We start from the raw sequence: 26776 nt of genomic DNA, 5'->3' as shown, positions 1-26776 counted from the left end.
ACCCCTTCGAGTCGATCTCAGGGCAGGCATGATAGTCGTATGCACTCCCTGGAGCGGATCGGCCGCTACCGTCTCGAACGGCCGCTGGGCACCGGCGCCTTCGCCACCGTGTGGCTCGCCCACGACCCGGAGCTTCAGGCCCCGGTGGCGGTGAAGGTGCTCGCCGAGAACTGGTCGCACCGGCTGGACGTCCGGGAGCGCTTCCTGTCCGAGGCGCGGCTGCTGCGCCGGGCCGGTTCCAGCCGGGTCGTACAGGTCTACGACATCGGTGAACTCCCCGACGGGCGGCCGTACTTCGTGATGGAGTACGCCGACGGCGGCACCCTCGCCGACCTGGTGCGGAACGGCCCGTTGCCGGTGCCGGACGCGCTGGCGCTGACGGCCGAGGCGGCGCGGGCCGCCGCCGCGCTGCACGAGGCGGGGATCGTGCACCGCGACATCAAGCCGACCAATGTGCTGCTGCACACCGCCCCGGACGGCACCCGGCGGGTGCTGCTGGCCGATCTGGGGCTCGCCAAGAGCCTCGCGCAGGGCTCGGCGCTGACCCTGGCGGCGGGCTCGGCGGGCTACCGTCCCCCGGAGCAGGCGGAGCCCGGCACGGGCATCGACGAGCGGGCCGACGTCTACAGCCTGGGCGCGGTCGGCTACGAGCTGGTCACCGGGAGCGTGCCGGGGCCGCCGGGCAAGGTGGTGCCGCCCGCGCGGCTGCGGCCGGACCTCGGTGACGGCGTGGCGCGGGCGCTGCTGCGGGCGCTGGAGCCGGACCGGGCGCGGCGCTGGCCCACCGCGCGGGAGTTCGCGGCCGAGCTGGACCGGCTGGCGGGCCGGGGCGCTGCCGAGGGGAGGCCCGCGCGGCCGCGTCTGGACCGGGTCCGGGGCCGGCTGAACGCGGTGACGCTGTCGGTGGCCGCGCTGGTCGCGGCCGCGGTGGCGGCGGTCACGGTGACCGTGGTGCTCCACCGCGGCGGGGCCCCGGAGCAGCCGCGGGTGGCGGACGCGGGCGGCCGGGTGAGCGTCCGGGTGCCCGCGGGCTGGGACCGCGAGCTGCGCGACTCGGGCTGGGACCCGCGGGCGCTGGGCCTGGGCTCCGGGCACGAACCGGGCCTGGTGGTGGCGGACGACCTGGCCCGCTGGCCCGATCCGGCCGCCCCGGTCGACGGTGTGTTCGTCGGGGTCAGCGCGCGCGGCGATGTCACCGCACGGGTGAAGGCGCTCGCGCACTCCGGCTGCCACTACTCCGGCAGCCGCGACTTCCGCGGCGCCGACTGGCACGGCCTGGTGCGGGTCTGGAGCGGCTGTCCGGACGGCGGTTCGATCACCGAGTCCGCGCTCGTCCCGGCGGGCGGCGCCACCGAGCCGCAGGTGTATGTGCAGCTACGCCAGCGGGGTGACGGCGACGCCACCGATGGCGTACTGCGCTCGCTGCGGGTGCGCTGAGGAGTGAGCCGAGGGTCGGTCCGGGTCCGAAGCGGGGAAAAGAATCCTCGTGTTCCGAACTTTTCCCACGGTCCGTGCATCGGAGTGGGGTGACGGCGCACTCGGCACCGTAGGCACGCGTCCGTCGCGTGCCCCGACCAACCAGGAGTGTTGAGCGACATGGTGTACACCCCACGGTCCGCGCGGCGCGGAGCCCTGTTCGCGGGCTCGGTCGCCGTGCTGGGCCTGCTGACCGCCTGTGGCAACGGCCAGACCGTGCACAGCAATCCGCCCATGACGTCCTCGGGTACGGCGGCGCCCGCGACCGGCGACTCCCCATCGGCGGCCTCCGCCACCACGACCACGTCCTCCCCCGCCGCCCCGGCCTCCTCCGCGGCCACCGGCGCCCCCGCGACGGCGCCGACCCGGGCGACGGCCACCTCGGGCGGGGGCGGGAGCGCCGCGGCGAGCAGCCGCTGCCACACCTCCGAACTGCGCGCCTCCGTGGGCCGCAACGACCCGGGCGCGGGACAGGAGAACTTCCCCGTGGTGCTGACCAACACCTCCGGGCGCACCTGCACCGTGCGCGGCTTCCCGGGCGCGGCCTTCGTGAACGCGTCCGGCGGCCAGCTCGGCCCCAACCCCGGACGGGAGTCGGGCTCGTCGACGACGATCACGCTCAAGCCCGGCCAGAGCGCCTGGGCCGGGCTGACCTTCTCCAACCCGGGGGTCAGCGGCGCGAAGACGGCCAAGCCGGCGGCCCTGCTGATCACCCCGCCGAATGAACGCGATCATCTGAAGGTGACGTGGACGGGCGGCGAGGTCCCGGTCTCCGGGAACTCCTCGGCCGTCTTCCTGACCGTGTTCAGCCCCGGCACCGCTCCCTGACCGTCCCGCCCCGGCCGTCGCGAGGCGGCCGGGGCCATCTGTTTTCATGGGCGGGAAAGCGTGATCGAATCCGGAAGGACCCGCCCTGAACAGCGCGCTCGCCGAAGCACTGTCCGTGGTACTGCTCCTCGCGGTGCTCGCCTTCGCCGTCGTACGGCCCTTCGGGTGGCCCGAGGCGGTCATGGCCGTCCCGGCCGCCGGGATCGTGATCGCCTCCGGCGCCATCTCCCTGGACCACGCGCGCGCCGAGGCCGAGCGGCTGGGCCCGGTGGTCGGCTTCCTCGCGGCGGTCCTCATGCTCGCCCACTTCTGTGCCGTGGAGGGCCTGTTCCGGGCGTGCGGGGCGTGGATGGCGCGCTGGGCGGCGGGGCGCCCGGTGCGGCTGCTGACGGCGGTGTTCGTGCTCGCCTCCGCCATCACGGCCGTGCTCAGCCTGGACGCCACGATCGTGCTGCTCACCCCGGTGGTGTTCGCCACCGCAGCGCGCACCGGCGTACGCCCCAAGCCGCATGTGTACGCCTGCACGCATCTGTCGAACACGGCGTCGCTGCTGCTGCCGGTGTCCAATCTGACGAACCTGCTGGCGTTCGCGGCGAGCGGGCTGAGCTTCACCCGGTTCGCCGGGCTGATGGCGCTGCCGTGGCTGGCGGCGATCGCCGTGGAGTACGTGGTGTTCCGGCGGTTCTTCGCCGGTGATCTCGCGGCGGCGGCCCCGGCGGGGCGGGACACCGGCGAGGCGCCCGTCCTCCCCCGGTTCGCGGTGGTGACCGTCCTCTGCACGCTGGCCGGGTTCGTGGTGGCGTCGGCGTTCGGCGTCGAGCCCGCCTGGGTGGCGGCGGCCGGGGCGCTGGTGCTGGCCGGGCGGGCGCTGCTGCGCCGGGAGGCGACGCCGGTGGCGGTGGTGCGGGCGGCGGCCCCGGCGTTCCTCGCGTTCGTGCTCGCGCTGGGCGTCGTGGTGCGGGCGGTGGTGGACAACGGGCTCGCCGACGCGCTCCGGCACGTCGTGCCGGGCGGCACCGGGCTGCCCGCGCTGCTGGGGATCGCCGCGCTCGCCGCCCTCCTCGCGAACATCGTCAACAACCTGCCCGCCGTGCTGGTCCTGCTGCCGCTCGCGGCCCCGGCCGGTCCCGGCGCGGTGCTCGCGGTGCTGCTCGGGGTGAACATCGGCCCGAACCTGACCTACGCCGGGTCGCTGGCCACGCTGCTGTGGCGGCGGATCGTGCACCAGCACGCGCACGGCGTGAACCTCGGCGAGTTCACCCGGCTGGGTCTGCTCGCCGTGCCGTCCTCCCTCGCCGTCGCGGTGGTGGCACTGTGGGGGTCGCTGCGCGTTCTGTGACGGGAGGCCGACCCGATGCGGGTGATCGTCTGGCTGGTGGAGGGCACCTGGCCCGCCTGTGTGGACGCCGTGCGCACGCATGCGCCGGAGTCCGCCGAGGTGGTGCTGCTGCATGTCAGCGGGCCCGATGTGCCCGGGGTCGCGCACGGCGCGTTCGCCGGGCTGCTGGGCCGCGGGCATCCGGAACGCGACCCCGGTGTCCTGCTGGAGGAGCTGGGCGGCACATCGGCGGCCGCACTCCTGGCCGCCGCGGCCGGGCGGCTGGGCCGGCCCGCCGTGTGCGAGGAGCGGGCCGGCCGGGTGGAGCGGGAGGTGGTGACCGCCGCCGAGGGGGCCGATCTGCTGGTGCTGGCCCGGGACGGCGACCGGTCCCGGCTCGGGCCGCGCAGTCTCGGCCCGGCGGTCCGCTTCGCCGTCGACCACGCCCCCTGCCCGGTCCTGCTGGTCTGGCCCGAACCGGCCCCCGGCCTCGCGACCATCCCCCCGCCCCCGCCGCATCACCCCTGAGAACGCGCGCTCCCGCCTCAGTGACCGCTGATCGCGCGCGGTGTGTACGGCCGCTCCAACTCCTCGATCTCCTCGTCGCTGAGGGTGAGTTCGACGGCGGCGACCGCGTCCTCGATGTGCCCGCGCTTGCCGGCGCCGACGATCGGGGCGGTCACGGTGCTCTGGTGCAGCAGCCAGGCGAGGGCCACCTGGGCGCGCGACACGCCCCGCTCCCCGGCGATCCGGGTGACGGCCTCCACGATCGTCCGGTCGCCCTCCTGGTACAGCTTGCCGCCGAAGGCGTCGTGCTCGCTGCGCTCGGTGACCGTGCCCCAGTCGCGGGTGAGCCGGCCCCGGGCGAGCGGGCTCCACGGCAGCACGCCGACGCCCTGGTCCGCGCAGAGCGGCAGCATCTCCCGCTCCTCCTCGCGGTAGAGCAGGTTGTAGTGGTCCTGCATGGAGACGAACTTCGTCCAGCCGTGCCGCTCCGCCGTGTACTGCGCCTTGGCGAACTCCCACGCGTACATCGAACTCGCCCCGATGTAACGGGCCTTGCCCGCCTTGACCACGTCGTGCAGCGCCTCCATCGTCTCCTCGACCGGTGTGGCGTGGTCGTAGCGGTGGATCTGGTAGAGGTCGACGTAGTCGGTGCCGAGGCGGCGCAGGCTGTGGTCGATCTCGGTCATGATCGCCTTGCGGGACAGCCCGGCGCCGTTGGGGCCCGGCCGCATCCGCCCGTGGACCTTGGTGGCCAGCACGATCTCGTCGCGGTGCGCGAAGTCCTTGAGCGCCCTGCCGACGATCTCCTCGCTGGTGCCGTCGGAGTAGACGTTGGCGGTGTCGAAGAAGGTGATGCCCGCCTCCAGCGCCTGCCGGATCAGCGGACGGGCGGCCTCCTCCTGAAGGGTCCACTCGTGGTTGCCGCGCTCCGGCACCCCGTAGGTCATGCAGCCCAGACAGACACGCGACACGTCCAGGCCCGTCGAACCGAGCTTCACATACTGCATCGTTGCTGCTCCTGTCTTCGGGACGGGTGATCACGGCCGAGCCTACGACGTGGCCGGGGACCGCCTTGACCGCCGAAGCGTTTGAACGCTTTGATCCTGACATGTTCCGCGCCGCGTCACTCGTCGTACTGGCCGTCACCGTCTCCGTCCTGACGGGCTGTGCCACCACCGCGAAGGACGACGGCGCGCGGGCGCCCTCGGTGCGGCTGCCGCCCCGGCACACCGGGTTCGACTACCAGATCGGCGGCGCCTATCCCCCGCCGTCCGGCGTCCGCGTCGTCAGCCGTGACCGGTCCGACTCCCCCGCGGCGGGCCTGTACAACATCTGCTACGTCAACGCCTTCCAGGCCCAGCCCGCCGAACGCGCCTCCTGGCCGCGCGACCTGCTGCTGCGGGACGCGCACGGCAAGGCCGTCATGGACAAGGACTGGAACGAGGCGCTGCTCGACATCGGCACCCCGGCCAAGCGCGCCCGGGTGGCGCGGCGGGTGGACGGATGGATCGACGACTGCGCGCGCAAGGGCTTCGACGCGGTGGAGCCGGACAACTACGACAGCTACACCCGCTCCGACGGGCTGCTCTCCGCCTCCGACGCGGTCTCCTTCATCGCTCTGCTCTCCCGGCACGCGCACGCCCGGCACCTGGCCGTCGCGCAGAAGAACACCTCCGAACTGGCCGGTGAGCGGCGCCGGGCGGGGCTGGACTTCGCGGTGGCGGAGGAGTGCGGGCAGTACGACGAGTGCGGGGTCTACGCGAAGGCGTTCGGGGACCGGGTCGTGGACATCGAGTACACGTCGGCCGGACTGCGCAAGGCCCTGGCCGGCTGGGGCAAGCGGCTGAGCATCGTCCGCCGGGACCGGGACGTCTCCACCCCGGGCGCCGCCGGGTACGTACGCGCGGTGCGGTAGGGGCCGCCGGGACGGTTGTGCTGCTGCCCCCAGGTGACCGTTCGGCGTGGGAGCGACGGGCGGTCGTACCGTCGGATGATCCTCGTGGGCAGGCGACCGGCGACCGGCCGGTCATGGCCGCCCGGGAGGAACGCGGTGCCGACTCGTCCGACCACCCTGAGAGCACTGGCCGGGGCGGCGCTGCTGCCCCTGGCCCTCGTCACCCCGGCCTGGGGCGGCCCGGCCGCCGCCCCGGCCCCGAAGGCCGAGGACCCGGCCACCCTGTGCGCGGTCGCCGGCACACTGCGCGGCGACAACGGCCAGTACGCGCTGGTCAATCTGTGCGCGGGCAGCGGCACCCCGCAGTTCGCGGTCTCCGCCCCGGCCTCCTGCGGCCGCGCCGGCACCCGGGCCCGCTACAGCTGCCGGACCAACGGCACCTGGACCGCCACGCGCTCCGGGAAGACGCTGGCCGGCGGCCCGCTGCCCGGTTCCGGCGACTACCCGGGGCCGGGGACGTACGACATCACGGCCACCGTACGGGTACGGTCCGCGCCCGCCGGGGTGGACCTGACGGGCCAGGTGCGGGCCACCCTGACGCTGACCGCGCCCAAGGCGCCGCCCACCCACGCCATCACCGTCGACCGCACGACGCTGCGCCGCGACGCCACGACCACGCTCACCTACACGGTGCGCCGGGACAGTGCGCAGGGCGACGGCAGCGCCCGGTTCGGGCTGATCGGCGAGGCGGGCAGCGGGGTGCGGATCGCCACCTCCGACGCCCGCTGCGTCAACCCGCTGGTGGGCGAGTACCCGTCGAAGGACCGGCTGCCGTACTCCCTGGACTGCGCGCTGACCGAACTCCAGCCCGGCCACCCGGAGCAGGTGAAGGTCCGCGTCACCGTCGGCGCCACCTGCTCCACGGTGGTCTCCAAGCTGGGCTACTGGATGCCCGACGGCCAGGCCCTTTACACCGGCGGCATGCTGGAGGGGCCGGAGCTGACCTGCGCCTAGGCGCGTTCCAGCAGGTCGAGGGCGGTCGTCCAGGGGAACTGCGGGCGACCGCCGCCGGGGCCCGGCTCACCGGAGTACGCATCCCCGAAGCGCACGCCCATCCCGCGCAGCCGTTCCAGGCTCTCCCGGTAGGCGGGGTGGGCGGCCAGCGTGCCGGTCACACAGGGCAGCACCGCGATCGGCACCCCGAGGCCCGCGGCCTCGCACAGGGTGCCGACGGCCAGGGTGTCGGCGATGCCCGCCGCCCACTTGTTGACGGTGTTGAAGGTGGCGGGCGCGACCGCCACGGCGTCCGGCGCCGGGAACGGCCGCGGATCGGCCGGGGACCGCCAGGCCGACCGTACGACCCTGCCGGTACGGGCCTCGACCGCCGCGACGTCGAAGAAGCCGCCCATCGCGACCGGGGAGGCGATGACCCCGACCTCCCAGCCCCGCTCCTGCGCGGCCGCGATCAGTTCCTCGACGCCCGCGGCGATACCGGCCGCGCAGACGACGACGTACAGGAACGGCTTCTCGGATGCCCCGGCGTGTTCGGTCACCCGGGAAGCGTATCGACCGGCGGCGGCCCCTGACGGGGCGTGGTCGTCAGAGCCTGGCGGACAGGCGGCGCAGATGGCGGTCCAGGCTGTGCTGGAGGGCCGCGGTGTGCTCGAAGAGGTAGAAGTGGCCGCCGGGGAACTGGGTCGCGCCGAGGAAGTCGGCGCAGTGGCCGGACCAGGCGGCCATGTCGCCGGGTGCCACGATCGGGTCGGTGGTGCCGCAGTAGGCCGCGACCGGGCAGGGCGCCGGTTCGCCGTCCTCGCGCAGGCTGCCGGCCGCCAGGAAGTCGGCGCGCAGCGCGGGCATGATCGAGGCCAGGGTGGCCGGGTCGAGCGTCGTACCCTCCGGCATCAGGCCCAACTGGCCGACCCGGTCGAGGAGTTCGTCGTCCGTCATGGTGGCGACCCGGGCCAGTTCGGCGGCCGGTTCCAGCGCCGGGGCCCAGGCCGAGACACCGAGGAGCGCGGGGGGCGGCAGCCCGTTCCACGCGGCGGCCACGGACAGGCGGTAGGCGAGCAGCGCGCCGAAGCTGTGGCCGAACAGCAGATAGGGCCGGCCGTCGAGTTCGGCCTCGAAGACCTCCAGCAGCGCGTCCAGCAGGGGCTCCACGTCGGTGAACGGCTCCTCGCCCAACCGCTCCTGGCGGCCCGGCAGTTGCAGGGTGCGCACGTCCATGGTGGAGGGCAGGGTGGCGGCCCACGCCTGGTAGGCCGGGGCGGTGCCGCCCGCGTGCGGGAAGAGGAACACCTGGTGGTCGGCGTGCGGATCGGCCCCGGCGGTGGTGAACCAGCGGGCACGTCGGGTGCTGCCGGCGGTGCTCATGTGCTCTCCTGATCTGTCTGGCGGGCCTTGGAGACGAGTACGTCCGCTATCTCCCGCAGGTGTGTCTCCGGTCGCAGCGATCCGATGCGGAGCAGGATGTGCCGGGCGCCCGCGCGCACATAGTCGGCGAGGCGCTGCGCGCAGTGCTCGCTGGGCCCCCACGCGTAGGCGCGCAGGGCCGACATCTGCTCCAGGGCGCGCCCGTAGCAGTGTTCGAGGTAGTCGTCCAGCTCGACCCTGGCCCCGCGCTCGTCCGGGCCGACCGTGACCGTGAGGTACAGGGCCGGGGTGACCGCCCCGGCCCGGCGTCCCGCGCGCCGGCAGAGGTCCTCCAGGCGGCGCCGGGCACCGGCGTAGGACTCGGCGGAGGTACGGGAGGACAGCCAGCCGTCGTAGAGGCGGGCGGCCCGTTCGAGCGCGCGGGCGCTGTCGGCGCCGGTGGCCAGCCACAGGGGCGGTCCGTCGAGCGCGGCCGGGCAGATCAGCCGGTCCAGGCCCTCCGCCTGCCAGTGCCGGCCGGTGAAGTGCGTGGGCGCGCCGGGCCGGGTGCTGCTCCAGGCCGTCCGCCACAGTGCGGTGACCTCGTCGAGGGTGCCGGCCCGGGTGGCGGCCGAGGCGCCCACGGCGGCCAGTTCCTCGTCGGACTCCGGTACCGGGAAGCCGGATCCCACGCCGAGGACGAGTCGGCCGGAGCTGACGTGGTCGAGGCTGCTGACCATGCGCGCGGCCGTCAGCGGGTGGCGCAGCGCCGGTGCCATGGCCGCGGTGCCCAGCAGTACCCGGCGGGTCACCGCGCCCACGGCGGACAGCACCACCAGGGGGTCGAGCCGGGGGCGCGCGGTGAGCGAGTCGCCCGTCCACAGGGAGTCGAAGCCGAGCTGTTCGGCGCGGCGCGCGAAGTCCAGCAGGGAGGAGGCGCTGTGCTCGCCGAGGATCGCCTGCTCCCGGGTCGGCAACAGGACCCCCACGCGGAGCGGCTGACGAACGGGCCCCATCACACACCTCTTTCTCCGGTCGCGGTCGGCGGTACCCGCGATCCAAGCAACCGCACCTGACAGGTTCCTGATCGTCCGATGAAAGCGGGCGCGGGAATTGGAAAACCGTTAATACGGCGCCTTAACCGGCCGTGGCTGGGCTCGATTATCGGAACGCAGAGGTGGCGAACCCGCAATGATGATGTCCGACATGCTCCGATCCGTCCCGACATCACCGGCGGAAACCAGCATTGTTTCAAAGGGCACGCACTGGCCTGTAAGCGACGTCGGCCTGTGCTGGATACTTGCGGTTGCGAAGGTTACTGGAGTCAATTAAAGGAACCGCGTACGGCACGGCAGGAGGAAAAAGTGATCACCTATTCACACGTCGAGGACACCCATCCGAACAACGACCGCAGACTGCCTTCCGGGCCTTCCGGTCGCGGCGTTTCCCCGGCGCGTCCGGTCTGCGCGTTCCTCGGCCCCCTGGAGGTGCGCACCGGCGGCCGTACGCACACCGTCGGCGGCAACCGGCAGCGCACCCTGCTGGCGGCGCTGCTGGTGAGCCCCGGCCGGCCGCTGGCCGCCGAGCAGCTGTACACCGAGCTGTGGGGCGAGAACCCCCCGCCCACCTTCGAGAACTCGCTCCAGGCCCATGTGTACCGGTTACGCCGGACCCTCCAGCAACTGGCCGGGCCGGACGGCCGGGCACCGGAGCTGCTCACCCGCTCGTCGGGGTACGTGCTGGAGCTGGGCGACGAGGAGACCGACGCGGCGGCCTTCCGGCGGCTGGCCGGCCAGGCCCGCGCCTGCGCCCGGCACACCCCCGGCCAGGCGCTCCACCTGCTCGACGAGGCGCTGGCGCTCTGGCGCGGCGCGCCCTTCCAGGACGTCGCCCAGGGACCCATGTCGCAGAGCGTGGCGCTGGCCCTGGAGGAGGAGCAGCTGTGCGCGGTCGAGGACAAGCTCTGGCTGGAGATCCAGCTGGCGGACCCGGTGCACAGCATCAGTGAGCTCAAGCGCATGCGCACCATCCACCCCTGGCGGGAGCGGCTGACCGAGATGCTCATGCTGGCCCTGTACCGGACCGGGCGGCAGGCCGAGGCGGTGGAGACGTACAACAGCACGCGGCACCGGCTGGCGAGCGAGCTGGGCATGGAGCCCTCGCTCAAGCTGCGCCAGCGGCTCCAGCAGATCCTCAACCAGGCGCCCTCGCTGGACGCCGCCGTGCCCGCCTAGGGGCGCCGCGGCCGGCAGCGGCCGGCCGGCGACGAGGCTGCGGCAGTACGCCCGGAAACCGCCGGGGGCGTACCGCCGCAGCCTCGTTCCCGTTTCCGTTCCCGGACCTGTTCCGGAGGAGTCCGCGTCGCATCAGCTCCGTGTCAGCGCATCGCGCGAGACTATTCCTCGCGCATACCCCGCAAAGGAAGTCGACACGAGAAAGCAGAGAGCGCTGCCAAAGCGATCTCGGACGCTTTTCTCCTTCGAGTCGATGAGGGTTAACTTGCCGCATCCTTTTCTATTGCAATATCTGTGAGCAAATTTTTCCGCATGTTACTCCGGTACTTCACCCCATGGATGATTCCCGGATGCCCGCGATCGGTCCATCAGCCGTCCTTCAGCCGTCGATCAGCAGCCCTGTCCAGGGTGGACCGCGAAGAGGCACTACGAAGGGGATGACTATGGACGAGGACTTCGAGATCGTCATCATCGGCGCCGGGATGTCGGGCCTCGGCATGGCCGCCCGTCTCAAGGAGGCCGGCCGGCACACGTTCACGGTGCTGGAGAAGGCCGCCTCGATCGGCGGGACCTGGCGCGACAACACGTACCCCGGCGCGGCCTGCGACGTGCAGTCCCACCTGTACTGGTACTCCTTCGGCGAGCAGCCCGACTGGAGCCGTACCTACGCCGGGCAGCCGGAGATCCTGCACAACCTCGAACGGTTCGCCGAGAGCCAGGGGCTGACCGGGCACATCCGCTGCGGCACCGAGGTCACGCAGGCCACCTGGTCCGACGAGGACGGCCGCTGGCTGCTGCGCACCGCGCGCGGCGAGCGGCTGCGGGCCCGGGTGCTGATCACCGCGTGGGGGCAGCTCAACCTGCCGGCCTGGGCGGACATCGAGGGCGCGGAGCGCTTCACCGGGACCCAGGTGCACACGGCGCGCTGGCCGGAGGACCTGGATCTGACGGGCAAGCGGGTCGCCTGCATCGGCAGCGCGGCCAGCGCCGTCCAGCTGGTGCCCGCCATCGCGGAGGACACCGAGCGGCTGACGGTGTTCCAGCGGTCCGCCAACTACTTGCTGCCGCGCCAGGACCAGGCGCTGAGCGACGACGAGCGCGCCGCGCTGCTCGCCGAGCCGCACCGCTACGACGAGCTGCGCGAGGGCCTCTACCGGGAGCGCGACGGCTGGGCCGTCGGCCTGCGCGACGACGGCAACCCGGTGCGGGACGAGTTCCTGCGGGTGGCCAGGGACCATCTGGCCGCGCAGGTCGCCGACGAGGGGCTGCGCGACCGGCTCACCCCCGACTACGCGTTCGGCTGCAAGCGGGTGCTGATCAGCGACGACTACTACCCGGCGGTCTCCCGCGACAACGTCGAGCTGGTCTCGGAGCCCATCGCGAGGGCCGAGCCGCAGGGCATCAGGACGGCGGACGGGCGGCTGCACGAGGTCGATGTGATCGTGCACGCCACCGGTTTCCAGCCGCTCGACCGCACCGGCGGGGCGGAGATCGTCGGACGGGACCTGCTGACGCTGCGCGAGGCGTGGAAGGGCGGCCCCGAGGCGTACCTCGGGGTGTCGGTCAGCGGCTTCCCCAACATGTTCATGCTCTACGGCCCGAACACCAACCTGGGCCACCACTCGATCCTGTTCATGGTGGAGTGCCAGATCGACTACGTCCTCAAGGCGCTCGGCTCCCTGGACGGCGACCGGAACCGCACCCTGGACGTCGCCCCCGAGGTGCAGCGCCGCTACAACGAGGAATTGCAGCGGGACCTGGCGGGCACGGCCTTCGCCGCCGGCTGCGCGAGCTGGTACAAGACGGGCGACGGGCGCGTGGTCAACAACTGGCCCGCCAGCATCGAGGCGTACAAGGAGCGCACCGCCGTCTTCGAGCCGCGGGACTACACCCGCTAGGCGGTTCTCGTCCCGCTCCCGGCCGGGGCTCCGGGCGGCACCGCGGCCGCGTCGCGTTCACCGGTCCCGAACGGCGGCGACGCCCCGGTGCCGTCCGGGCTCTCACGCTCGCCGCGCCCCGGCCGGCATCGCCGCCCGCAGTCGGATTCGCCGCCTCGGGCGACGCCCCCTTGTTCCGGTCCCGGGAAGGAAAGAGACCATGGCCTACGACATCGACCCCGAGCTCGCGGCCGCGCTGGCCGCCGTGCCCAAGGCACCGAACGGCGCCCTGCTGGACCTCTCCGACATCCCCGCGTGCCGCGAGCGGGTGGCGGCGGCCGAGGAGTGGCTGCCCGCGCCCGACCCGGACCCGCGGGTCAGGATCGAGACGCTGAGCCTCCCGCGCGCGGACGGGACCCGGCTCGACGTGCTGATGTTCCACCCCGGCGACACCGACCGCGCCCGCCCGGCCCTGGTCCACTTCCACGCCGGCGGCCAGGTGCTCGGCAGCGCCCACGACCGCACGGCCCGGGCGTACGGCGCGGACCTGGCGCTGCGGCTGGATGTCGTACTGGCCGCGGTCGACTACCGGTTGGCACCGGAGACCCCGGCGCCGGGCGCGGCCGAGGACGGCCATCTGGCGTACACGTATCTCGCGGGGCACGCCGCCGAGCACGGGATCGACCCGGACCGGATCGGGCTCGCGGGCGCGAGCGGCGGCGGGGCGGTCGCCACGGCCACCGCGCTGATGCTCCGCGACCGCGGGGGGCGCCGTCCACGGCTGCTGTCGCTGCACTACCCGATGCTCGACGACCGCAACGAGACCCGGTCCAGCCGGGAGATCACCGACCTCGGTGTCTGGGACCGGCGGGAGAACCTGTACGCCTGGGCCGCGGTGCTGGGCGACCGGGTGGGGGCGGCGGACGTGCACCCGTACTCCGCGCCCGGCCGCGCCACGGATGTCGCCGGTCTGCCGGACACCTTCATCGCCGTCGGCCAGTACGACGTCTTCCGCGACGAGGACATCGACTTCGCACGGCGGTTGATCGCCGCCGGAGTCCCGGTCGACCTGCATGTGTACGCGCACGCCTTCCACTCGTGGGACGTGTTCGCGCCGCGGTCGGCCCTCACCAGGACCTTCGAACAGACCTGGCACGACTACCTGCGGCGCCATCTGCACGCCTGAGCCCCACCGGACGGCATCGAGCGGACGCCCCTCCCCCGGGGCGTCCGCTCGATGCCGTCCACACGCGCACCACGCCACCGGCGATCTCCCCCGAGGCCGTGCCCAAGCCGAACGGGCGGCATATCCAGACGGGTTCACCGGGCCGGGGTCCTGCGGTACGGCGCCGGCCCGCCCCTCGGTGAGGTGGCGGGCCGGCGTCGCAGGGGGCGTACGGTCAGCTCTTCGCGGCGGCGAGTTCGTCGCGTACCGCCCGGCGCAGGACCTTGCCGCTGGGGTTGCGGGGCAGGGCGTCGGCGAAGTCGTACGACGTGGGCATCTTGAAGTCCGCCAGCTTGCCGCGCAGGAAGAGGTGCAGGTCCCTGGCCCCCGCCTGCCGGCCGGGCTCCAGGACCACCCGGGCGTGCACGGACTCGCCCCAGCGCTCGTGCGGCAGGCCCACCACGGCGGCGCCGGACACGGCGGGGTGGCGGGCGAGGGCGTCCTCGATCTCCTTCGGGTAGACGTTCTCGCCCGCCACGATGATCATGTCGTTGACGCGGTCACGGACATAGAGGTAGCCGTCCTCGTCGAGACAGCCGGCGTCCCCCATGTGCACCCAGCCCTCCACCACGGTGCGCTCGGTGGCCTCGGGCAGCCGCCAGTAGCCGAGCATCCGGGCGGGGGTGCGCACACAGACCTCGCCGACCTCGCCGGGGGGCAGCACCCGGCCCTCGGGGTCCTCGATGCGCACCTCGATCCCCGGGTAGGGGCGGCCCGCCGCGCGCAGCCGCGGACTGCCGGGGACATGGTCGGCGGGCGGCAGGCAGACGGCGAAGTTGCCGGTCTCGCTGCTGCCGTAGATCTGGAGGAAGTCGCAGTCCATGAGGTCGATCGCCCGGCTCAGCAGGTCCTCGCCGATCGGCGAGCCACCGTAGACGATCTTGCGCAGCGAGCCGAGGGCGCCCCGGGCGGCGGCCGGTTCGAGGAGCATCAGTTCCAGCATGGCGGGCGCCACGATGCCGGTGGTGACCTTCTCCTCCTCGATCACCCGCACCGCGTCGGAGCTGATGAAGGCGGGCAGCGACACCACGGTGACACCGGCGTTGAACGCCTGCATCGCGTAGGACAGGCCGCCGATGTGGAAGCCGGGCAGGCCGATCAGGCTGCGGTCGCCGGGCTTCCAGTCGAGCCAGTCCAGGCCGTTGTCGTCCATCGCCCGGGCGACGTTGAAGAAGCTGCGGTGCGGCAGGACGACGCCCTTGGGCAGCCCGCTGGTGCCGCTGGTGTAGATCTGCACGACGGGGCTCTCCGCGTCGTCCGGCACGTCCCGGCCGCCGGACCTCCGCGGGCCGGCACCCGCGGCCACCGCGTCCTTGCGGGCGGCCAGGGACTCGGCGCCGGGCGTGTCGGCGTCCAGGCAGATCAGGGTCCGCAGCGTGGGCAGCCCCTCGCGCACCTCGGCGCCCACCGGCAGATGCTCCTGGTCGACCAGCAGCACCTGGGTGGTGGAGTCCCGCAGGATGTGGTCCACCTCCTGCGGGGTCAGCCGCCAGTTGACGGGGACCAGGACCGCGCCGGTGCGGGCACAGGCGAAGGCCAGCTCCCAGTACTCGACTGCCTCCTTGCCGAGGTAGCCCACCCGGGCGCCGGGTACGACACCGGCCGCGCGCAGCACCTCGGCCGTACGCGCGCTCTCCCGGTCCAGTTCCCGGTAGGTGAGCGACCGTCCGGAGCAGACGACGGCCGGCTGGTCGGGCCGGAGCGCGGCCTGGCGGGAGATCACTTCCCCCAGGGTCCGCGATCGTGTGGCTGTGGTCATCGGTGTGCTCCCGTTCCCGCCTCGTGCGCCGGTGCCTCGGCACCGGACAGCAGTTCTTCGATGTATGCGCCGAGCAGGTCCACGCTGGGCCGGTCGAAGGTGACCGACGCGGGCAGCGTGATCCGGAAGGCCGCCTCCAGCGCGTTGCGGATCTCGACCGCGTTGAGCGAGTCCATGCCCAGCGCGGCCAGTTCGGCGTCGGGTTCGATGTCGTCGGCCGACTCGAAGCGCAGGACGTCCGCGAGCCGGGCCCGCACGATGGCGTTGACCCCGGCCGAGCGGGCGGCCCCCGGGGTGCCGGTCAGCGCCTCGATACCGGTCGGCGTCCCGTCCGCGGCGGAACCCGAGACCAGTTCGGCGAAGAGCGCGCTGGGTGCCCTGCGGGCCACGAAGCGGTTCCAGTCGCAGCGGCCCATCAGGACCTGGGCGCGCCCGGCGTCCAGCAGCGCGGGCAGCGCGTCGGTGGCCTCATCCTCCTCCAGGAGCGTGATGCCCTGGCCCTCCCAGCTGCGCACCAGCGAGGAGCTGAGCCGCCGGCCGGGCTCGCGGGGCGCCCACGGGCCCCAGTTGACGGCGGTGGCGGGCAGTCCGGCACCGGCGCGCTGGGCCATCAGGTGGTCGAGGAAGGCGGCTCCCGCACCGGCTCCGGTCTGGGTCGCGGCGCCGAACAGGGCGCCCGCCGTGGAGCAGCCGAGGAAGAAGTCCAGCTCGGGCAGGCCGGCGGTGGCCTCGTGCAGCAGCCAGGCGCCGTAGACCTTGGCCTGGAACACGGCGTCCAGGTTCTCCCAGGTCTGCTGGGCGAGCGGCAGGTCCCGCGCGGCCTCCTGGGCGGCGTGCACGACACCGCCCACCGGGGGTGCGGTGGCGGCGAGTTCGGCCAGGACGCGGGTCACGTCCGGCGCGGAGCCGAGGTCGCAGGCGTGGACGTGCGCGGTGACGCCGTCGCCGAGGGCCGGGGCGGGGCCGCCGGTGCGGCTCAGCAGGGCCAGGTGGCGGGCGCCGAGGGCGACGAGACGGCGGGCGACGGCCCGGCCGACCATGCCCGTCGCACCGGCCACCACATAGGTGCGGTCGGGACGGACGGTGAGCGGGCGGGAGTCCGCGGGCACGGCGTCGGCCGTGCGCAGCCGTCGTACCCAGCGTCCGCCGTCGCGGTGGACGATCTCCAGCTCGCTCTCCCCGGCCGCCAGGCACTCCCCCACCAGAGCGGCGGCGCCGTCGGTGCCGGGCGCCAGGTCCAGCAGGGTCACCCGGTAGCCGGGGAACTCCGCTCCCAGGGCGCGGCCGAAGCCCCACAGGGTGGCGGCGGCCGCCGGTTCGGCGTTCTTGTCGCCGGGCAGGTGCTGCGCGCCCTCGGTGACCAGCCACAGCCGCTGTCCCCGGCCGAAGCCCGAGCGGCCCAGCGTGTCCAACACGGCGAGCAGTGCACGGTAGTTGGCCTCGGACTCGGCGCGCAGCCGCGCCGCTCCCGTCTCCTCGCCGGTGTGCGCGCGCCACAACCAGCAGACATCGGTGGGTGGTTCGCTCTCCAGCGCCCCGGCGAGGGCCGCGTGGTCCGGTACGACGTCGAGGGCGACGCCCTGCGCCGCGGCCGTCTCGGCGAGGGCGCGCGGCAGCCGGCCGGTGTCCCCGGTGACCAGGACGCGCCGCCCGTCGCGGCGGGTGTCCGGGAGGTTCTGGGGGACCCAGTGCTGTTCGTAGAACAGGCCGCCGTTCGCACCCTGTTGGTCCTCGCCGGTGCGCTCCGCCTGCCAGGCGGCCTCGGCGGCCCGGCGCTGCGGGGTGGGCAGCCAGTACCGCTTGCCGTCGAAGGGGTACGACGGCAGGGGGATCCGGCGCGGCGAGGCGCCCTCGTGGTAGCCGGCCCACGAGACGGGCACGCCCGCCTCGTACGCCTTGGCCAGGGACCGGCGGACCATGTCGCCGTCGCGGTCGTCGCGGAAGGTGCTGCTCAGCCAGACGTGGTCACCGTCGGCGGCCGAGGTGCGGGCCAGCGCGGTGAGCGCGCCGGAGGGGCCCAGCTCGACGAAGACGTGCCGCCCGCGCTGGTCCACCGCCTGGACACCGGCCTCGAACTGCACCGGTTCGAGCAGATGCCTGATCCAGTACTCGGGGTCCGCCATCTGCCGGCCGCGGGCCACCCGTCCGGTCACATTGGACACCAGGGCCATGCCCGGGGTGCGGAACTCGACACCGGCGAGGACCTCGCGGAACGCGTCGACGATCTCGGCCATCAGCGGCGAGTGGTAGGGCACGGCGCCCTTCAACGGGGTGAATTTGACGCCGCGTTCGGCCAGTCGCCGGCCCGCGTCGGCGAGCGACTCGTTGCCGCCGGTGAGCAGGCACTGGCCGGGGCCGTTGACGGCGCCGATCGTCAGGTCCGGGTAGTCCTCGACCAGCGGGGCGATGTCGGCGGCGGGCGCGCCGACCGCGGCCATGCCGCCCTTGCTGCGCAGCGCCTCGCTCAGCCGGCCGCGGGCGGCCACCAGGCGGGCGCCGTCCTCCAGGGAGAACAGTCCGGCCACCGCGGCGGCGGCGAACTCGCCCAGGCTGTGCCCCATCAGCACCGAGGGGCGCACGCCCCAGGACAGCCAGAGCCGGGCCATCGCGTATTCGAGGCTGAACAACGCGGGCTGGAGGTGACGGGGTTCGTGGATGCGCTCGGGTGCCTCGCACTCGCCGCGGACCAGCGCGCCGAGCGGGACGCCGAGCAGCGGGGTGAGGATGGCGTCGCACTCGTCCAGCGCGGCGCGGAAGACCGGGTACTGGCGGTAGAGCGCGGCGCCCATGCCGGGGTACTGGGTGCCGGTGCCGGAGAAGAGGAACGCCACCTTCGGGGCGCTCGCCGAGCCGCCGCCGCGGGCGGCGCCCGCCGCCAGGGACTCGGCCCGCCTGCCGAGGGCGCGTACGGCGTCGTCCCGGTCGCCCACCACCTCGGCGATCCGGTAACGGAAGTGCGCGCGACCGGTGTTGGAGGTGCGGCACAGGTCCGCGAGCGGGGTGCCGGGGTGGCGGTCCAGGTGGTCGAGGTAGCGCTCGGCGAGCCGGCGCAGCGAGGCGCGGCTCTTGGCGGACAGGGTGAGCACGGCGCTCGGGCGCGCCTCGGCCTCCGCCTCCTCGGCGGGTGCGGCCGGCGCCTCCTCCAGGACGACGGAGGCGATGGTGCCGGTCACGCCGAACCCGTTGACCATCGCGCGCCCGGGGCCGGTGCCGGGCCAGGGGCGGCACTCGGTCGGCACGGTGACGGGGGCCTCGTCCCAGGCGATGCGCCGGGAGGGGGTGACGAGGTTCAGGTGCGGGAAGACCGTACGCTCCCGCAGCTGGAGCACCGCCTTGATGAGCGAGCCGGCCCCGGCCGCGCCCTCCATGTGCCCGATGTTGGTCTTCAACGAGCCCACCACCATGGGCCGTTCCTTGGTGTGCGACTCCGCGAAGACATCGCTGATCGCGTCCATCTCGGTGGGGTCGCCGAGCGCGGTGCCGGTGCCGTGCGCCTCGACGTAGTGGATGTCGCCGGGTGTGAGCCGGCACCGGGCCAGGGCGGAGCGCATGACCTGTTCCTGGGCGGCGCCGTTGGGGGCCACCAGGCCCGCGCTCTCGCCGTCCTGGCCGACCGCGGAGCCCCGGATCACGGCGTGCACGGTATCGCCGTCCCGCTGCGCGTCGGACAGCCGCTTGAGGACCAGCACCCCGCAGCCCTCGGCGCGGGCGTAGCCGTCGGCCCGCTCGTCGAAGGTCTTGCACTGCCCGTCGGCGGAGAGCACCCCGCCCAGCTTCAGGATGGTGTGGTTCTGCGCGTTGTGGATGACGTTGACGCCGCCGCTCAGCGCGATCCCGCACTCGCCGCCCCGCAGGGCCTGCACGGCGAGGTGGGTGGCGGTCAGCGACGAGGAGCAGGTGGTGTCGACGGTCATGCACGGGCCGCGCAGCCCGAGGAAGAACGACATCCGGCCCGAGACGGCGCTGTGGGTCAGTCCGGGCGCGAGGTAGCCGTCGAGGTCGGCGGGGGCGAGGTCGGTGGACTCGAAGATGTAGTCGAGGGTGGTGACGCCCATGAACACGCCGGTGTCGCCGTGCCGCAGCGAGGTGGGGTCGATCCCCGCGTGCTCCAGCGCCTCCCAGGCGGTCTGGAGGGCCAGCCGCTGCTGGGGGTCGATGTAGGGGGCTTCCTTGGGGGAGATCGAGAAGAAGGCGGCGTCGAAGCGGTCGACGTCGCGGAGGAAGCCGCCGTGCGGCAGGCCGCCGTCCTCCCCGTCGGCTCCCTCCCCGCCGGCTCCCTCGCCGTCGCCCGGGGCCATCTGGCGGCGCTCGTCGGCCGGCAGCGGCCCGATGCCCGAACGGCCCTCGCGCAGGAACTCGGCGAATGTGTCGACGCCGTTGTTCCCGCCCGGAATGCGCAGCCCCATCCCCACGACGGCGATGGGTTCGTATTTCTCGCGTTCCAGGGCGGCGAGCGCTTCCTCCTTGCGTTGCAGTTCGGCGAGAACGGCGGCCAGTTCGGCCGCCGTAGGATTCGATGCGTCCGACATTTATTCCCTCCGGTCAGGAAAAAGATCACGCACAAAGATGGTCGATCAGCTGACCGGCGGTCGGATGGCCGAAAAGGGCGGCCGTCGAAATCTCTCGCCCCAGCTTCCGCTCCAGGGTGAGCTTCACCTCGCTCAGCCGCAGCGAGGTGAGTCCCAGGTCGAAGAAGCCCACGTCCAGGGCGAACTCCTCGCGGTCGGTCATGAAAAGGGCGCTCCTGAACTCCGCCACCACCAGGTTCTCGATGAGTTCCCGGCGCTCGTGCTCCGGCAGGTGTTCGAGCTCCTCCACGGCGGGAAAATCATGCGACATCCACGTCACCGCCTCTCTACGAATCGACTGCTTCAGAACAACCGAATCAGCCCTTCCTGATAGTGAACTGATAGCCGACTGATGACGTCCCAACATTCACCGGAACCTTGCTCCGCCCCTTCCGAAAATGACGCTCGGCCGGTTTACCACCATCTCATCGGTGCTATGTTTCCGGGCATGGAAGAAAACGAATTCGATCTGGTCGGTGAATTAGACAGGACACTGAAGACGCTCGGTCTGTCGCGGGACGGCGCGGTCAGCGACCTCGTCGTGCGCGGCCAGGATCCGCTGGTGCCGTCGACCATCAGGCTGGGCTCGGCCATGGGCATAGCCCTGCTGTCCGCCGCCGTCGGCGCGGCGCAGATCTGGCACAGCGCGACGGGCCGCCCGCAGCGCCTCGGCCTCGATCTCGGGCAGGCGATGCACCAGCTCACGCCCTACCTCGGCGGCGGCAACACGCTGAACGGCTACGGCTCCAACATGGGCAGCGTCCTCGGACTCGGCGGCGGGCTCGCCCCCGCGCTCTGGGATCTGTACCGCACCGCGGACGACCGCTGGGCCATCCCGATCGCCTGCTACCCGAGCACCCGCGACGCCTTCCTCGACATGCTCGGCGCGGCGCACACCCGCGAGCACATCGGCGCGGCCGTCGGGCGGCGGATCTCCTGGGAGCTGGAGGAGGAGGCGGCCGTCCGGGGGGTCCCGCTCGCGATCGTCCGCAGCCGGGAGGAGTTCCTCGCGCATCCGCAGGGCCGGGCCGTGCTGGACGAGCCCCTGGTGGCCGTGGAGCGGGTGGGCGACGCCCCGCCGCGTCCGCTGCCGGCCGGCGATCAGCCGCTGTCCGGGCTGCGCTCCCTGCAGTTCACCCATGTCTTCGCGGGCACCGCGGCCGGCCGGGTCCTCGCCGAGCAGGGCGCCGACGTACTGCATGTGTGCGAGCCGAACGCCTTTGACCACGACCTGTGCTGGAACGAGACCGGTGTCGGCCTGCGTTCGGCCCGGCTCGCCCTGGACTCCGGGAGCGAGGGCCGGCGGGCGTTCGAGGAACTGCTGCGCACCGCCGACGTGTTCGTGCACAATCACCGGGCGGGCAAGATGTCCCGGCTCGGGCTCAGCCCCGAGGAGTGCGCCGAGATCTCCCCCGGCGTCATCCATGTCTCGGTGCGCGCCTACGGCCACAGCGGCCCCTGGCAGGACCGGGGCGGCTTCGACCAGCACGCCCAGGCGCTGACCGGCGTCAACTGGAGCGAACGGCAGGACGGGCGCCCGCAGTTGCCGCCCGGCCGGATGCTCAACGACTATCTGGCCGCCTATCTCGTCGCCGCCGGCGTCATGAGCGCGGTCCTGCGCCGCGCCCACGAGGGCGGCAGCTACCGGGTCCGGGTCTCCCTCGCCGGTGTCTCCAACTGGGCCTACCAGCTGGGCACGTTCACCCACGAGCAGATCGAACGGCTGCTGCCCGCCACGCCGTTGGTCCAGCCCGAGCGTCTCACCCGGGCGACTCCGCTCGGCGAACTCTCCCTGGTGGCACCACCGGTGACCCTGAGCGAGACCCCGCCGGCCTGGCGCGGCCCGCTGCTGGTCCCGCGCGGCTCGTCACAGCCTCGCTGGCTGGACGACCAGGACTCCTGACCCTCCCCCGCCTTTCCCTCTGCCCCTCGTACCGATCCGTCCCGAGGAGAGACCCCATGTCCCGCATCCCCTGCCTCGACACCGAGGCGCTGCCCGAATCCCTGCGCTCGCTCAGCCAGGGGCGCATCATCAACGTGTACCGGATGCTCGGGCACGCGCCCCGGTCGGTCACGCAGATCGCCCGGCTGGGCGCCTCGCTCTTCGCCGACGCCAGTCTCAGCGCGATGGACCGCGAGCTGCTCATCCTCACCTACGGCACCGTGTTCGAGGCCGAGTACGAGTGGGCGCAGCACGTGCCCATCTCCCGGGCCGCGGGTGTCACGGACGAGCAGCGCTCGGCCCTGCGCGCCCAGCGGTACGACGCGGAGGTGTTCACCCCGGCCCAGCGGGCGCTCGTCGCCTTCGGCGCCGCCGCGGCCGCCTCGCCCGTCGTGGACGACGCCCGTTACGCGGCCGTCAGCGCCCACTACACCGAGGAACAGATCGTGGAGACCCTCGTCCTCGCGGGCTTCTACTTCCTCCTGGCCCGCGTCTGCACGGTCCTGGATGTCGAGATCGACGCGGCGGAGAGCGACGAACTGGTACGGATGGCGCAGAGCATGCACGCCAGCTGAGCCCCCGGCGGCGGGCGACCGGCAGGGGCAGCCGGGCCCACCTCACGGCGTCCGGCGCGGGCGGCCCCGGGAGACCGCGCCTCGGCCTGCCGCCCGCACCGGCTCGCCCAAGCGGCGGCCGACACGGGCACCGGCGCCATCGCGGATCGACCTGGGCGACGGGGGTCTGCGGGCCCCCTGGCCGACACCGGCGACACCGGCAGCGGCAGCGGCAGCGGCAGCGGCAGCGGCGCAGGCTCACCGCCCCGCCGGTCGGCCAGGGCGACGAGCCGACTCGAACGTCCACCCCGACCCGATCAGCCGACGGCGACAACACCCGGATCCACCTGCCCGAGGCACCCCGCCCGCCGCGCGCTCGGAGCGAAAGCCGCACCACGCGACGGCCCGCTGTCCACCGGTCGGGGGCGACGGCCGGTGCGGACGCCGCCCCGCCGACCAGAGGGGCGGGTCGGCAGCGGGGCAGGCGGGAGGCCGGCAGGCAAGCGCGAGCAGCCGGCTAGACAGGCGGGATCCGGGCTGGCGGGCTGGCGAACGCAGGCTGGCGGTCTGGCGGTCTGGCGGTCTGGCGGTCTGGCGGTCTGGCGGTCTGGCGGTCTGGCGGTCTGGCGGTCTGGCGGTCTGGCGGTCTGGCGGCCAACGCGAGCAGGCGGCGAGTTGGCACGCGGGCAAGCGAGCAGGCGGGCGAGTCGGCACGCGGGCGAACGCGGGCAGGCGAGCGGCCGACCAAGCCCACCGCCCGCTACCCGCTACCCGCCCCCGTCATCACCTCGCTCAGCCCACCTACGCCTCCGCCGCCGCCGAGTCCGTCACGGTGATCGCGCCCACCGGGCACGCCCGGGCCGCCTCGCGGACGTTCGGGTCGCCCGCGCCGTCCTCGCGGCCGGGGATCAGCATGCTGAACCCGTCGTCGTCCTGGGTGAACACACCCGGTGCGGTCAGCGCGCACTGGCCCGCGCCGATACAGACGTCCTTGTCGATCTCGATGTGCATGAGCTGAGCCTCTTACCAGGTCACGGGGAGTTCCAGCATCCCCTGGATCGTGTCGCCGGGTTTGAAGGGAATCTCCTCCGCGGGCGCGGCAAGCCGCAGGCCCGGCAGCCGGGTGAGCAGGGTGCCGAGGGCGATCTCCAGCTCCGCGCGGGCCAGGTTCTGCCCCAGGCACTGGTGGATGCCGAACCCGAACGCCACGTGGTGGCGGGTGGGCCGGTGGAAGTCCAGGGCGTCGGGGTCGTCGTACTGGCCCGGGTCCCGGTTGATCACCGACGTGGAGAAGAAGACCCCCTCACCGGCCCGGATGGTGGTGCCGTCGATCTCGATGTCCTGGAGCGCCACCCGCGCCAGCCCGTCGGCGATGGACAGCATCCGCATCAGTTCCTCGACGGCCGCGGGCAGCAGCGCCGGATCCGCGCGCAGCTCGGCCAGCCTGCCGGGGTTCTGGAGCAGGGTGAAGGTGCCGAGGGAGATCATGTTGGCGGTGGTCTCATGGCCCGCGACCAGCAGGATCACCGCGAGCGAGACGACGTCGGCGCGTTCCAGCGTGCCCTGGCCCAGCTGCTGGTGGACGAGGTCGTCGAGGACGCCGTCACCGGGCTCGGACTGCCGGGCCTTGGCGTCGACGAGGCCGCCCAGATACTCCTCCAGACGGTCGCGGGCGCCCTGGCTGTCCTCGGCGGTCGGCCCGCGCAGCAGCCGCCGGGACTGCTCCTCGAAGAACTCGTGGTCGGCGTAGGGCACGCCGAGCACATCGCAGATCACCATCGACGGCACGGGCAGCGCGAAGGCGGAGACCAGGTCGGCGGGCGGCCCCTGCTCGATCATCGTGTCCAGCAGGCCGTCCACGATCCGCTGGATGGCGGGCCGCAGCCCGCCGGCGCGCTTGAGGGTGAACGACGGGATCATCATCCGCCGCTGCCGCTGGTGCTCGGGGTCGTCCTGGCCGAGAAGCGCCACCCGGCGGTCGCGGACGCCCTCGAAACGGGGGGAGATCGACGGGAACTCGCCGCGGCGGCGGTCGCTGGACAGCCGGGGGTCGGCGAGCAGGGCGCGGGCGGCGGCGTGTCCGGTGACCATCCAGACCTCGCGGCCGTCGTACAGGGTGACGCGGGCCAGGGGCCGGGCCTCGCGCAGCGGGGCGTAGCCGGTCGGCGGGTGGTAGGGGCAGGTGCGGTCCTGGGGGAAGGCGACGGGGTCGGCCGGGTTCGCCGGGCCGGTGATGTCCGTCAGTTCCGTCATGGAAAGACCTCGCAGACGAAGAGGTGCGTCGTGCCGATCTTCATTAGATGCCTCAGGCACCTATGGGTCGATGACAAGTTCAGCCACTTCAAGGATCCTCCCGATCCGTCCGGATCGCGAAGGTGCGAGGGTCCGATTCCGGCCAGTCGGCGCAACCGCCGCTCACCGCCCCGGCCACGGTTGCCGGGCGCGGTGAGGGTGACGCGAGGACGGTGGCGGTAATGATCGCGGCGAGGCGGGGAAGCACGGTACGGATGAAGCGTGCGGCCGCCGGTGTTGTGACCGGTGCACATGCATGCGTTGGAGCGACGAAGGGGACGGATCCCATGCCTCTCGAGGGCGAGTACGAGCCGAGTCCGGAGCAGTGGGTGCGCGATCAGGTGGAGTTGTACGAGAGCTCCGGCGGGACGAAGGGGAACACCCTGCTGGACACCGGGATGCCGGTCATCGTCCTGACGACCCGGGGCGCGAAGAGCGGGAAGATCCGCAAGACGCCGCTGATGCGGGTGGCGCACGACGGCGCGTACGCGGTGGTCGCCTCGCAGGGCGGCGCCCCGAAGCACCCGGTGTGGTACTTCAACGTCAAGGCCGATCCGCATGTCGAGCTCCAGGACGGCCCGGTCAAGCAGGACATGCGGGCCCGTGAGGTCACCGGGGCGGAGAAGGCCCAGTGGTGGGAGCGGGCGGTCGCCGCGTACCCGCCGTACGCGGAGTACCAGCAGAAGACCGACCGGGAGATCCCGGTGTTCGTGCTGGAGCCGGCCGAGGGCAGCTGACCGCTCCCCACGGCGACGCCCACCGGAGAAATCCTCACCCCTCAGGTGTGAGGCCTCTTTGGGAGGGGCAGTCGTGCCGTCAGGCCCCGCCGCGCTCCCCCGTCGCGGCGGGGCTCTGCCGTGCCTCGCCGTCGGGGCTGTCGGTCACGTCGAGGAAGATCTGGTCGGCGGCCGGGAACGTCGCGGCCAGCGAGCGCTTGATGCGGTCGGCGACCTCCTCGACGCGTTCGCTGTCCAGGCCCGGCGCGAGGTCGATGCGCGCGGCCACCAGCGTGGAGTCGAGGCCCAGTTTCATGGTGAACAGCTCCGCCACGCTGTCGATCTCCGGCTGCGCCCGCAGCAGCGCGCGGATCCGGCCGCTGAGTTCCGGGTCGGCGGCCTGTCCGATGAGCTGGTCGCGGGCCTCGCGGCCCAGCCGGTAGGCGATGTAGACCAGCAGGACCCCGATGGCGAGCGAGGCGGACGCCTCCCAGGCGACCTGCCCGGTGGCCATGTGCAGGGCCATCCCGGCGATCGCCAGCAGCACGCCGAGCACCGCCGTGCCGTCCTCGGCGACCACCGTGCGCAGCGCCGGATCACGCAGCGCCGCCCGGCCGCCCCGGCTGCGCACCTGGTGCAGGGCGCGCAGCAGCGAGCCGCCCTCGGCGAGCAGCGCCACGCCCAGCACGATCAGGCCCACCACATAGCCGCGGGTCGTCTCCATGGTGTCCTGGCGCAGCGCCTCGAAGCCCTGGAAGAAGGAGAAGCAGCCGCCCATCACGAAGATCCCGACGGCGGCGAGCAGGGACCAGAAGAAGCGTTCCTTGCCGTAGCCGAAGGGGTGCCGGTCGTCGGCGGGGCGGCGGCTGCGGCGCAGGGCGGCCAGCAGGAACACCTCGTTGAAGGAGTCGGCGACCGAGTGCGCGGCCTCCGACAGCAGCGCGGGCGACCCCGAGAGGATGCCGCCGACGGCCTTGGCCGCGGCGATCAGCAGATTGGCCGCGAGGGCCACGAGGACGGTGAGCCGGGTGCGGCGGTCGCTCGCCCGGGTGCGCCGCTCGCGGGCCCGGACCCGCCGGTCGGTGGCCCCTTCGTGCTCGTCGGTGCGGGCGGCACCCGCCGGGGCGGCCCCGTCTTCCTGTCGTTCCGGTGATGTTCCGCTCACGGGGGCCGACTGCCCGGGGGCCGGGGAATCACACCGTGCGGGTGCCCGGAAACGGGGAAGTCGGTG

At 73.3% G+C, this 26776-nt stretch carries 22 protein-coding genes; 12 read left to right on the top strand and 10 right to left on the bottom strand.

All coding sequences use genetic code 11. The features are described 5' to 3' along the window. Positions 1 to 39: 39 nt before the first annotated feature. The 4 genes from QHG49_RS31985 (at position 40) to QHG49_RS31970 (ending at position 4150) form a co-directional block, all read left to right on the top strand. Positions 40 to 1437, top strand: coding sequence for a serine/threonine-protein kinase (locus QHG49_RS31985; protein ID WP_159707272.1), 1398 nt, complete (start codon positions 40 to 42; stop codon positions 1435 to 1437). Between the two features lie 159 nt (positions 1438 to 1596). Further along, entirely contained in the window at positions 1597 to 2304 is a 708-nt protein-coding gene (locus QHG49_RS31980; RefSeq protein ID WP_145484521.1) for a DUF4232 domain-containing protein, read from the top strand. 115 nt (positions 2305 to 2419) lie between these two features. After that, positions 2420 to 3643: an SLC13 family permease gene (locus QHG49_RS31975; RefSeq protein ID WP_301492291.1), complete on the top strand. Its 1224-nt coding sequence runs from the start codon at positions 2420 to 2422 to the stop codon at positions 3641 to 3643. 15 nt (positions 3644 to 3658) lie between these two features. After that, complete coding sequence (locus QHG49_RS31970) at positions 3659 to 4150, top strand: universal stress protein (RefSeq protein WP_301492289.1); 492 nt, start codon at positions 3659 to 3661, stop codon at positions 4148 to 4150. Between the two features lie 17 nt (positions 4151 to 4167). Here QHG49_RS31970 and QHG49_RS31965 read toward each other — a convergent pair whose 3' ends face one another. Beyond that, on the bottom strand, positions 4168 to 5136 hold the full coding sequence (locus QHG49_RS31965) for an aldo/keto reductase (protein ID WP_145484516.1): 969 nt from the start codon (positions 5134 to 5136) through the stop codon (positions 4168 to 4170). Positions 5137 to 5237: 101 nt separating this feature from the next. Here QHG49_RS31965 and QHG49_RS31960 point away from each other — a divergent pair, with 101 nt between their 5' ends. Both QHG49_RS31960 and QHG49_RS31955 read left to right on the top strand, forming a co-directional pair. After that, a complete protein-coding gene (locus QHG49_RS31960) occupies positions 5238 to 6044 on the top strand; it encodes an endo alpha-1,4 polygalactosaminidase (RefSeq protein ID WP_159707268.1) in 807 nt (268 codons plus the stop codon). Between the two features lie 135 nt (positions 6045 to 6179). Further along, complete coding sequence (locus tag QHG49_RS31955) at positions 6180 to 7037, top strand: hypothetical protein (protein WP_145484513.1); 858 nt, start codon at positions 6180 to 6182, stop codon at positions 7035 to 7037. On the opposite strand, the gene QHG49_RS31950 is transcribed toward QHG49_RS31955, so the two are convergent. The 3 genes from QHG49_RS31950 to QHG49_RS31940 are packed head-to-tail and all read right to left on the bottom strand — an operon-like array spanning position 7034 to position 9394. After that, positions 7034 to 7576 carry a flavoprotein gene (locus QHG49_RS31950; RefSeq protein ID WP_159707266.1) on the bottom strand — a complete coding sequence of 181 codons (543 nt, stop codon included), beginning with the start codon at positions 7574 to 7576 and terminating at the stop codon, positions 7034 to 7036. The two genes, QHG49_RS31955 and QHG49_RS31950, sit on opposite strands and share 4 nt — an antisense overlap. A 46-nt stretch (positions 7577 to 7622) precedes the next feature. After that, positions 7623 to 8399, bottom strand: a complete 777-nt coding sequence (locus tag QHG49_RS31945; protein ID WP_159707264.1) for a thioesterase II family protein — start codon at positions 8397 to 8399, stop codon at positions 7623 to 7625. After that, the gene (locus QHG49_RS31940) at positions 8396 to 9394 is read right to left on the bottom strand and encodes an LLM class flavin-dependent oxidoreductase (protein WP_145484508.1); all 999 of its coding nucleotides are present in this window, start codon (positions 9392 to 9394) and stop codon (positions 8396 to 8398) included. The genes QHG49_RS31945 and QHG49_RS31940 overlap by 4 nt, the downstream gene beginning before the upstream one ends. 348 nt (positions 9395 to 9742) lie before the next feature. On the opposite strand from QHG49_RS31940, the gene QHG49_RS31935 reads away from it, so the two are divergent. From QHG49_RS31935 to QHG49_RS31925, 3 genes are all read left to right on the top strand, one after another. Further along, a complete protein-coding gene (locus QHG49_RS31935; protein WP_236576586.1) occupies positions 9743 to 10612 on the top strand; it encodes an AfsR/SARP family transcriptional regulator in 870 nt (289 codons plus the stop codon). A 443-nt stretch (positions 10613 to 11055) separates the two neighbouring features. Beyond that, positions 11056 to 12510: an NAD(P)/FAD-dependent oxidoreductase gene (locus QHG49_RS31930; RefSeq protein WP_301492284.1), complete on the top strand. Its 1455-nt coding sequence runs from the start codon at positions 11056 to 11058 to the stop codon at positions 12508 to 12510. 199 nt (positions 12511 to 12709) lie between these two features. After that, positions 12710 to 13675 (top strand): alpha/beta hydrolase, encoded by a 966-nt coding sequence (locus QHG49_RS31925; RefSeq protein WP_301492283.1) that lies wholly within the window; start codon positions 12710 to 12712, stop codon positions 13673 to 13675. Between the two features lie 214 nt (positions 13676 to 13889). On the opposite strand, the gene QHG49_RS31920 is transcribed toward QHG49_RS31925, so the two are convergent. The 3 genes from QHG49_RS31920 to QHG49_RS31910 are packed head-to-tail and all read right to left on the bottom strand — an operon-like array spanning position 13890 to position 20291. Further along, a complete protein-coding gene (locus QHG49_RS31920) occupies positions 13890 to 15473 on the bottom strand; it encodes a long-chain-fatty-acid--CoA ligase (protein ID WP_370530532.1) in 1584 nt (527 codons plus the stop codon). Next, the gene (locus QHG49_RS31915; RefSeq protein ID WP_301492281.1) at positions 15470 to 20002 is read right to left on the bottom strand and encodes a type I polyketide synthase; all 4533 of its coding nucleotides are present in this window, start codon (positions 20000 to 20002) and stop codon (positions 15470 to 15472) included. Before QHG49_RS31915 ends, QHG49_RS31920 begins: the two co-directional genes overlap by 4 nt. A gap of 25 nt (positions 20003 to 20027) precedes the next feature. Continuing rightward, entirely contained in the window at positions 20028 to 20291 is a 264-nt protein-coding gene (locus QHG49_RS31910) for an acyl carrier protein (RefSeq protein ID WP_236576583.1), read from the bottom strand. Positions 20292 to 20489: 198 nt separating this feature from the next. Between QHG49_RS31910 and QHG49_RS31905 the strand changes: the two genes are divergently transcribed. Continuing rightward, positions 20490 to 21944, top strand: coding sequence for a CoA transferase (locus tag QHG49_RS31905; RefSeq protein ID WP_159707258.1), 1455 nt, complete (start codon positions 20490 to 20492; stop codon positions 21942 to 21944). 56 nt (positions 21945 to 22000) lie between these two features. Further along, on the top strand, positions 22001 to 22558 hold the full coding sequence (locus tag QHG49_RS31900; protein ID WP_301492280.1) for a carboxymuconolactone decarboxylase family protein: 558 nt from the start codon (positions 22001 to 22003) through the stop codon (positions 22556 to 22558). 780 nt (positions 22559 to 23338) lie between these two features. Here the strand turns inward: QHG49_RS31900 and QHG49_RS31895 are convergent. Both QHG49_RS31895 and QHG49_RS31890 read right to left on the bottom strand, forming a co-directional pair. Next, the gene (locus QHG49_RS31895; protein WP_145484495.1) at positions 23339 to 23548 is read right to left on the bottom strand and encodes a ferredoxin; all 210 of its coding nucleotides are present in this window, start codon (positions 23546 to 23548) and stop codon (positions 23339 to 23341) included. Positions 23549 to 23560: 12 nt separating this feature from the next. Continuing rightward, positions 23561 to 24790 (bottom strand): cytochrome P450, encoded by a 1230-nt coding sequence (locus QHG49_RS31890; RefSeq protein WP_301492277.1) that lies wholly within the window; start codon positions 24788 to 24790, stop codon positions 23561 to 23563. A gap of 326 nt (positions 24791 to 25116) precedes the next feature. Between QHG49_RS31890 and QHG49_RS31885 the strand changes: the two genes are divergently transcribed. Beyond that, a complete protein-coding gene (locus tag QHG49_RS31885) occupies positions 25117 to 25566 on the top strand; it encodes a nitroreductase family deazaflavin-dependent oxidoreductase (RefSeq protein ID WP_145484492.1) in 450 nt (149 codons plus the stop codon). 79 nt (positions 25567 to 25645) lie between these two features. Here the strand turns inward: QHG49_RS31885 and QHG49_RS31880 are convergent, their stop codons facing one another. Then, positions 25646 to 26557, bottom strand: a complete 912-nt coding sequence (locus tag QHG49_RS31880; protein ID WP_236576738.1) for a cation diffusion facilitator family transporter — start codon at positions 26555 to 26557, stop codon at positions 25646 to 25648. Between the last annotated feature and the right edge of the window lie 219 nt (positions 26558 to 26776).

Source organism: Streptomyces sp. WP-1, assembly GCF_030450125.1.
Lineage (GTDB): Bacteria > Actinomycetota > Actinomycetes > Streptomycetales > Streptomycetaceae > Streptomyces > Streptomyces incarnatus.
Note: the sequence above shows the minus strand (reverse complement) of the source record. Positions and strands in the feature narration are given on the sequence as shown.

Bases quoted from the DNA above. Each gene is read 5' to 3' on its own strand.
- QHG49_RS31915 (WP_301492281.1), bottom strand. From the start codon at position 20,002: ATGTCGGACGCATCGAATCCTACGGCGGCCGAACTGGCCGCCGTTCTC.
- QHG49_RS31960 (WP_159707268.1), top strand. From the start codon at position 5,238: ATGTTCCGCGCCGCGTCACTCGTCGTACTGGCCGTCACCGTCTCCGTC.
- QHG49_RS31895 (WP_145484495.1), bottom strand. From the start codon at position 23,548: ATGCACATCGAGATCGACAAGGACGTCTGTATCGGCGCGGGCCAGTGC.
- QHG49_RS31890 (WP_301492277.1), bottom strand. From the start codon at position 24,790: ATGACGGAACTGACGGACATCACCGGCCCGGCGAACCCGGCCGACCCC.
- QHG49_RS31940 (WP_145484508.1), bottom strand. From the start codon at position 9,394: ATGGGGCCCGTTCGTCAGCCGCTCCGCGTGGGGGTCCTGTTGCCGACC.
- QHG49_RS31885 (WP_145484492.1), top strand. From the start codon at position 25,117: ATGCCTCTCGAGGGCGAGTACGAGCCGAGTCCGGAGCAGTGGGTGCGC.
- QHG49_RS31945 (WP_159707264.1), bottom strand. From the start codon at position 8,399: ATGAGCACCGCCGGCAGCACCCGACGTGCCCGCTGGTTCACCACCGCC.
- QHG49_RS31925 (WP_301492283.1), top strand. From the start codon at position 12,710: ATGGCCTACGACATCGACCCCGAGCTCGCGGCCGCGCTGGCCGCCGTG.
- QHG49_RS31980 (WP_145484521.1), top strand. From the start codon at position 1,597: ATGGTGTACACCCCACGGTCCGCGCGGCGCGGAGCCCTGTTCGCGGGC.
- QHG49_RS31920 (WP_370530532.1), bottom strand. From the start codon at position 15,473: ATGACCACAGCCACACGATCGCGGACCCTGGGGGAAGTGATCTCCCGC.
- QHG49_RS31985 (WP_159707272.1), top strand. From the start codon at position 40: ATGCACTCCCTGGAGCGGATCGGCCGCTACCGTCTCGAACGGCCGCTG.
- QHG49_RS31900 (WP_301492280.1), top strand. From the start codon at position 22,001: ATGTCCCGCATCCCCTGCCTCGACACCGAGGCGCTGCCCGAATCCCTG.
- QHG49_RS31970 (WP_301492289.1), top strand. From the start codon at position 3,659: ATGCGGGTGATCGTCTGGCTGGTGGAGGGCACCTGGCCCGCCTGTGTG.
- QHG49_RS31965 (WP_145484516.1), bottom strand. From the start codon at position 5,136: ATGCAGTATGTGAAGCTCGGTTCGACGGGCCTGGACGTGTCGCGTGTC.
- QHG49_RS31930 (WP_301492284.1), top strand. From the start codon at position 11,056: ATGGACGAGGACTTCGAGATCGTCATCATCGGCGCCGGGATGTCGGGC.
- QHG49_RS31905 (WP_159707258.1), top strand. From the start codon at position 20,490: ATGGAAGAAAACGAATTCGATCTGGTCGGTGAATTAGACAGGACACTG.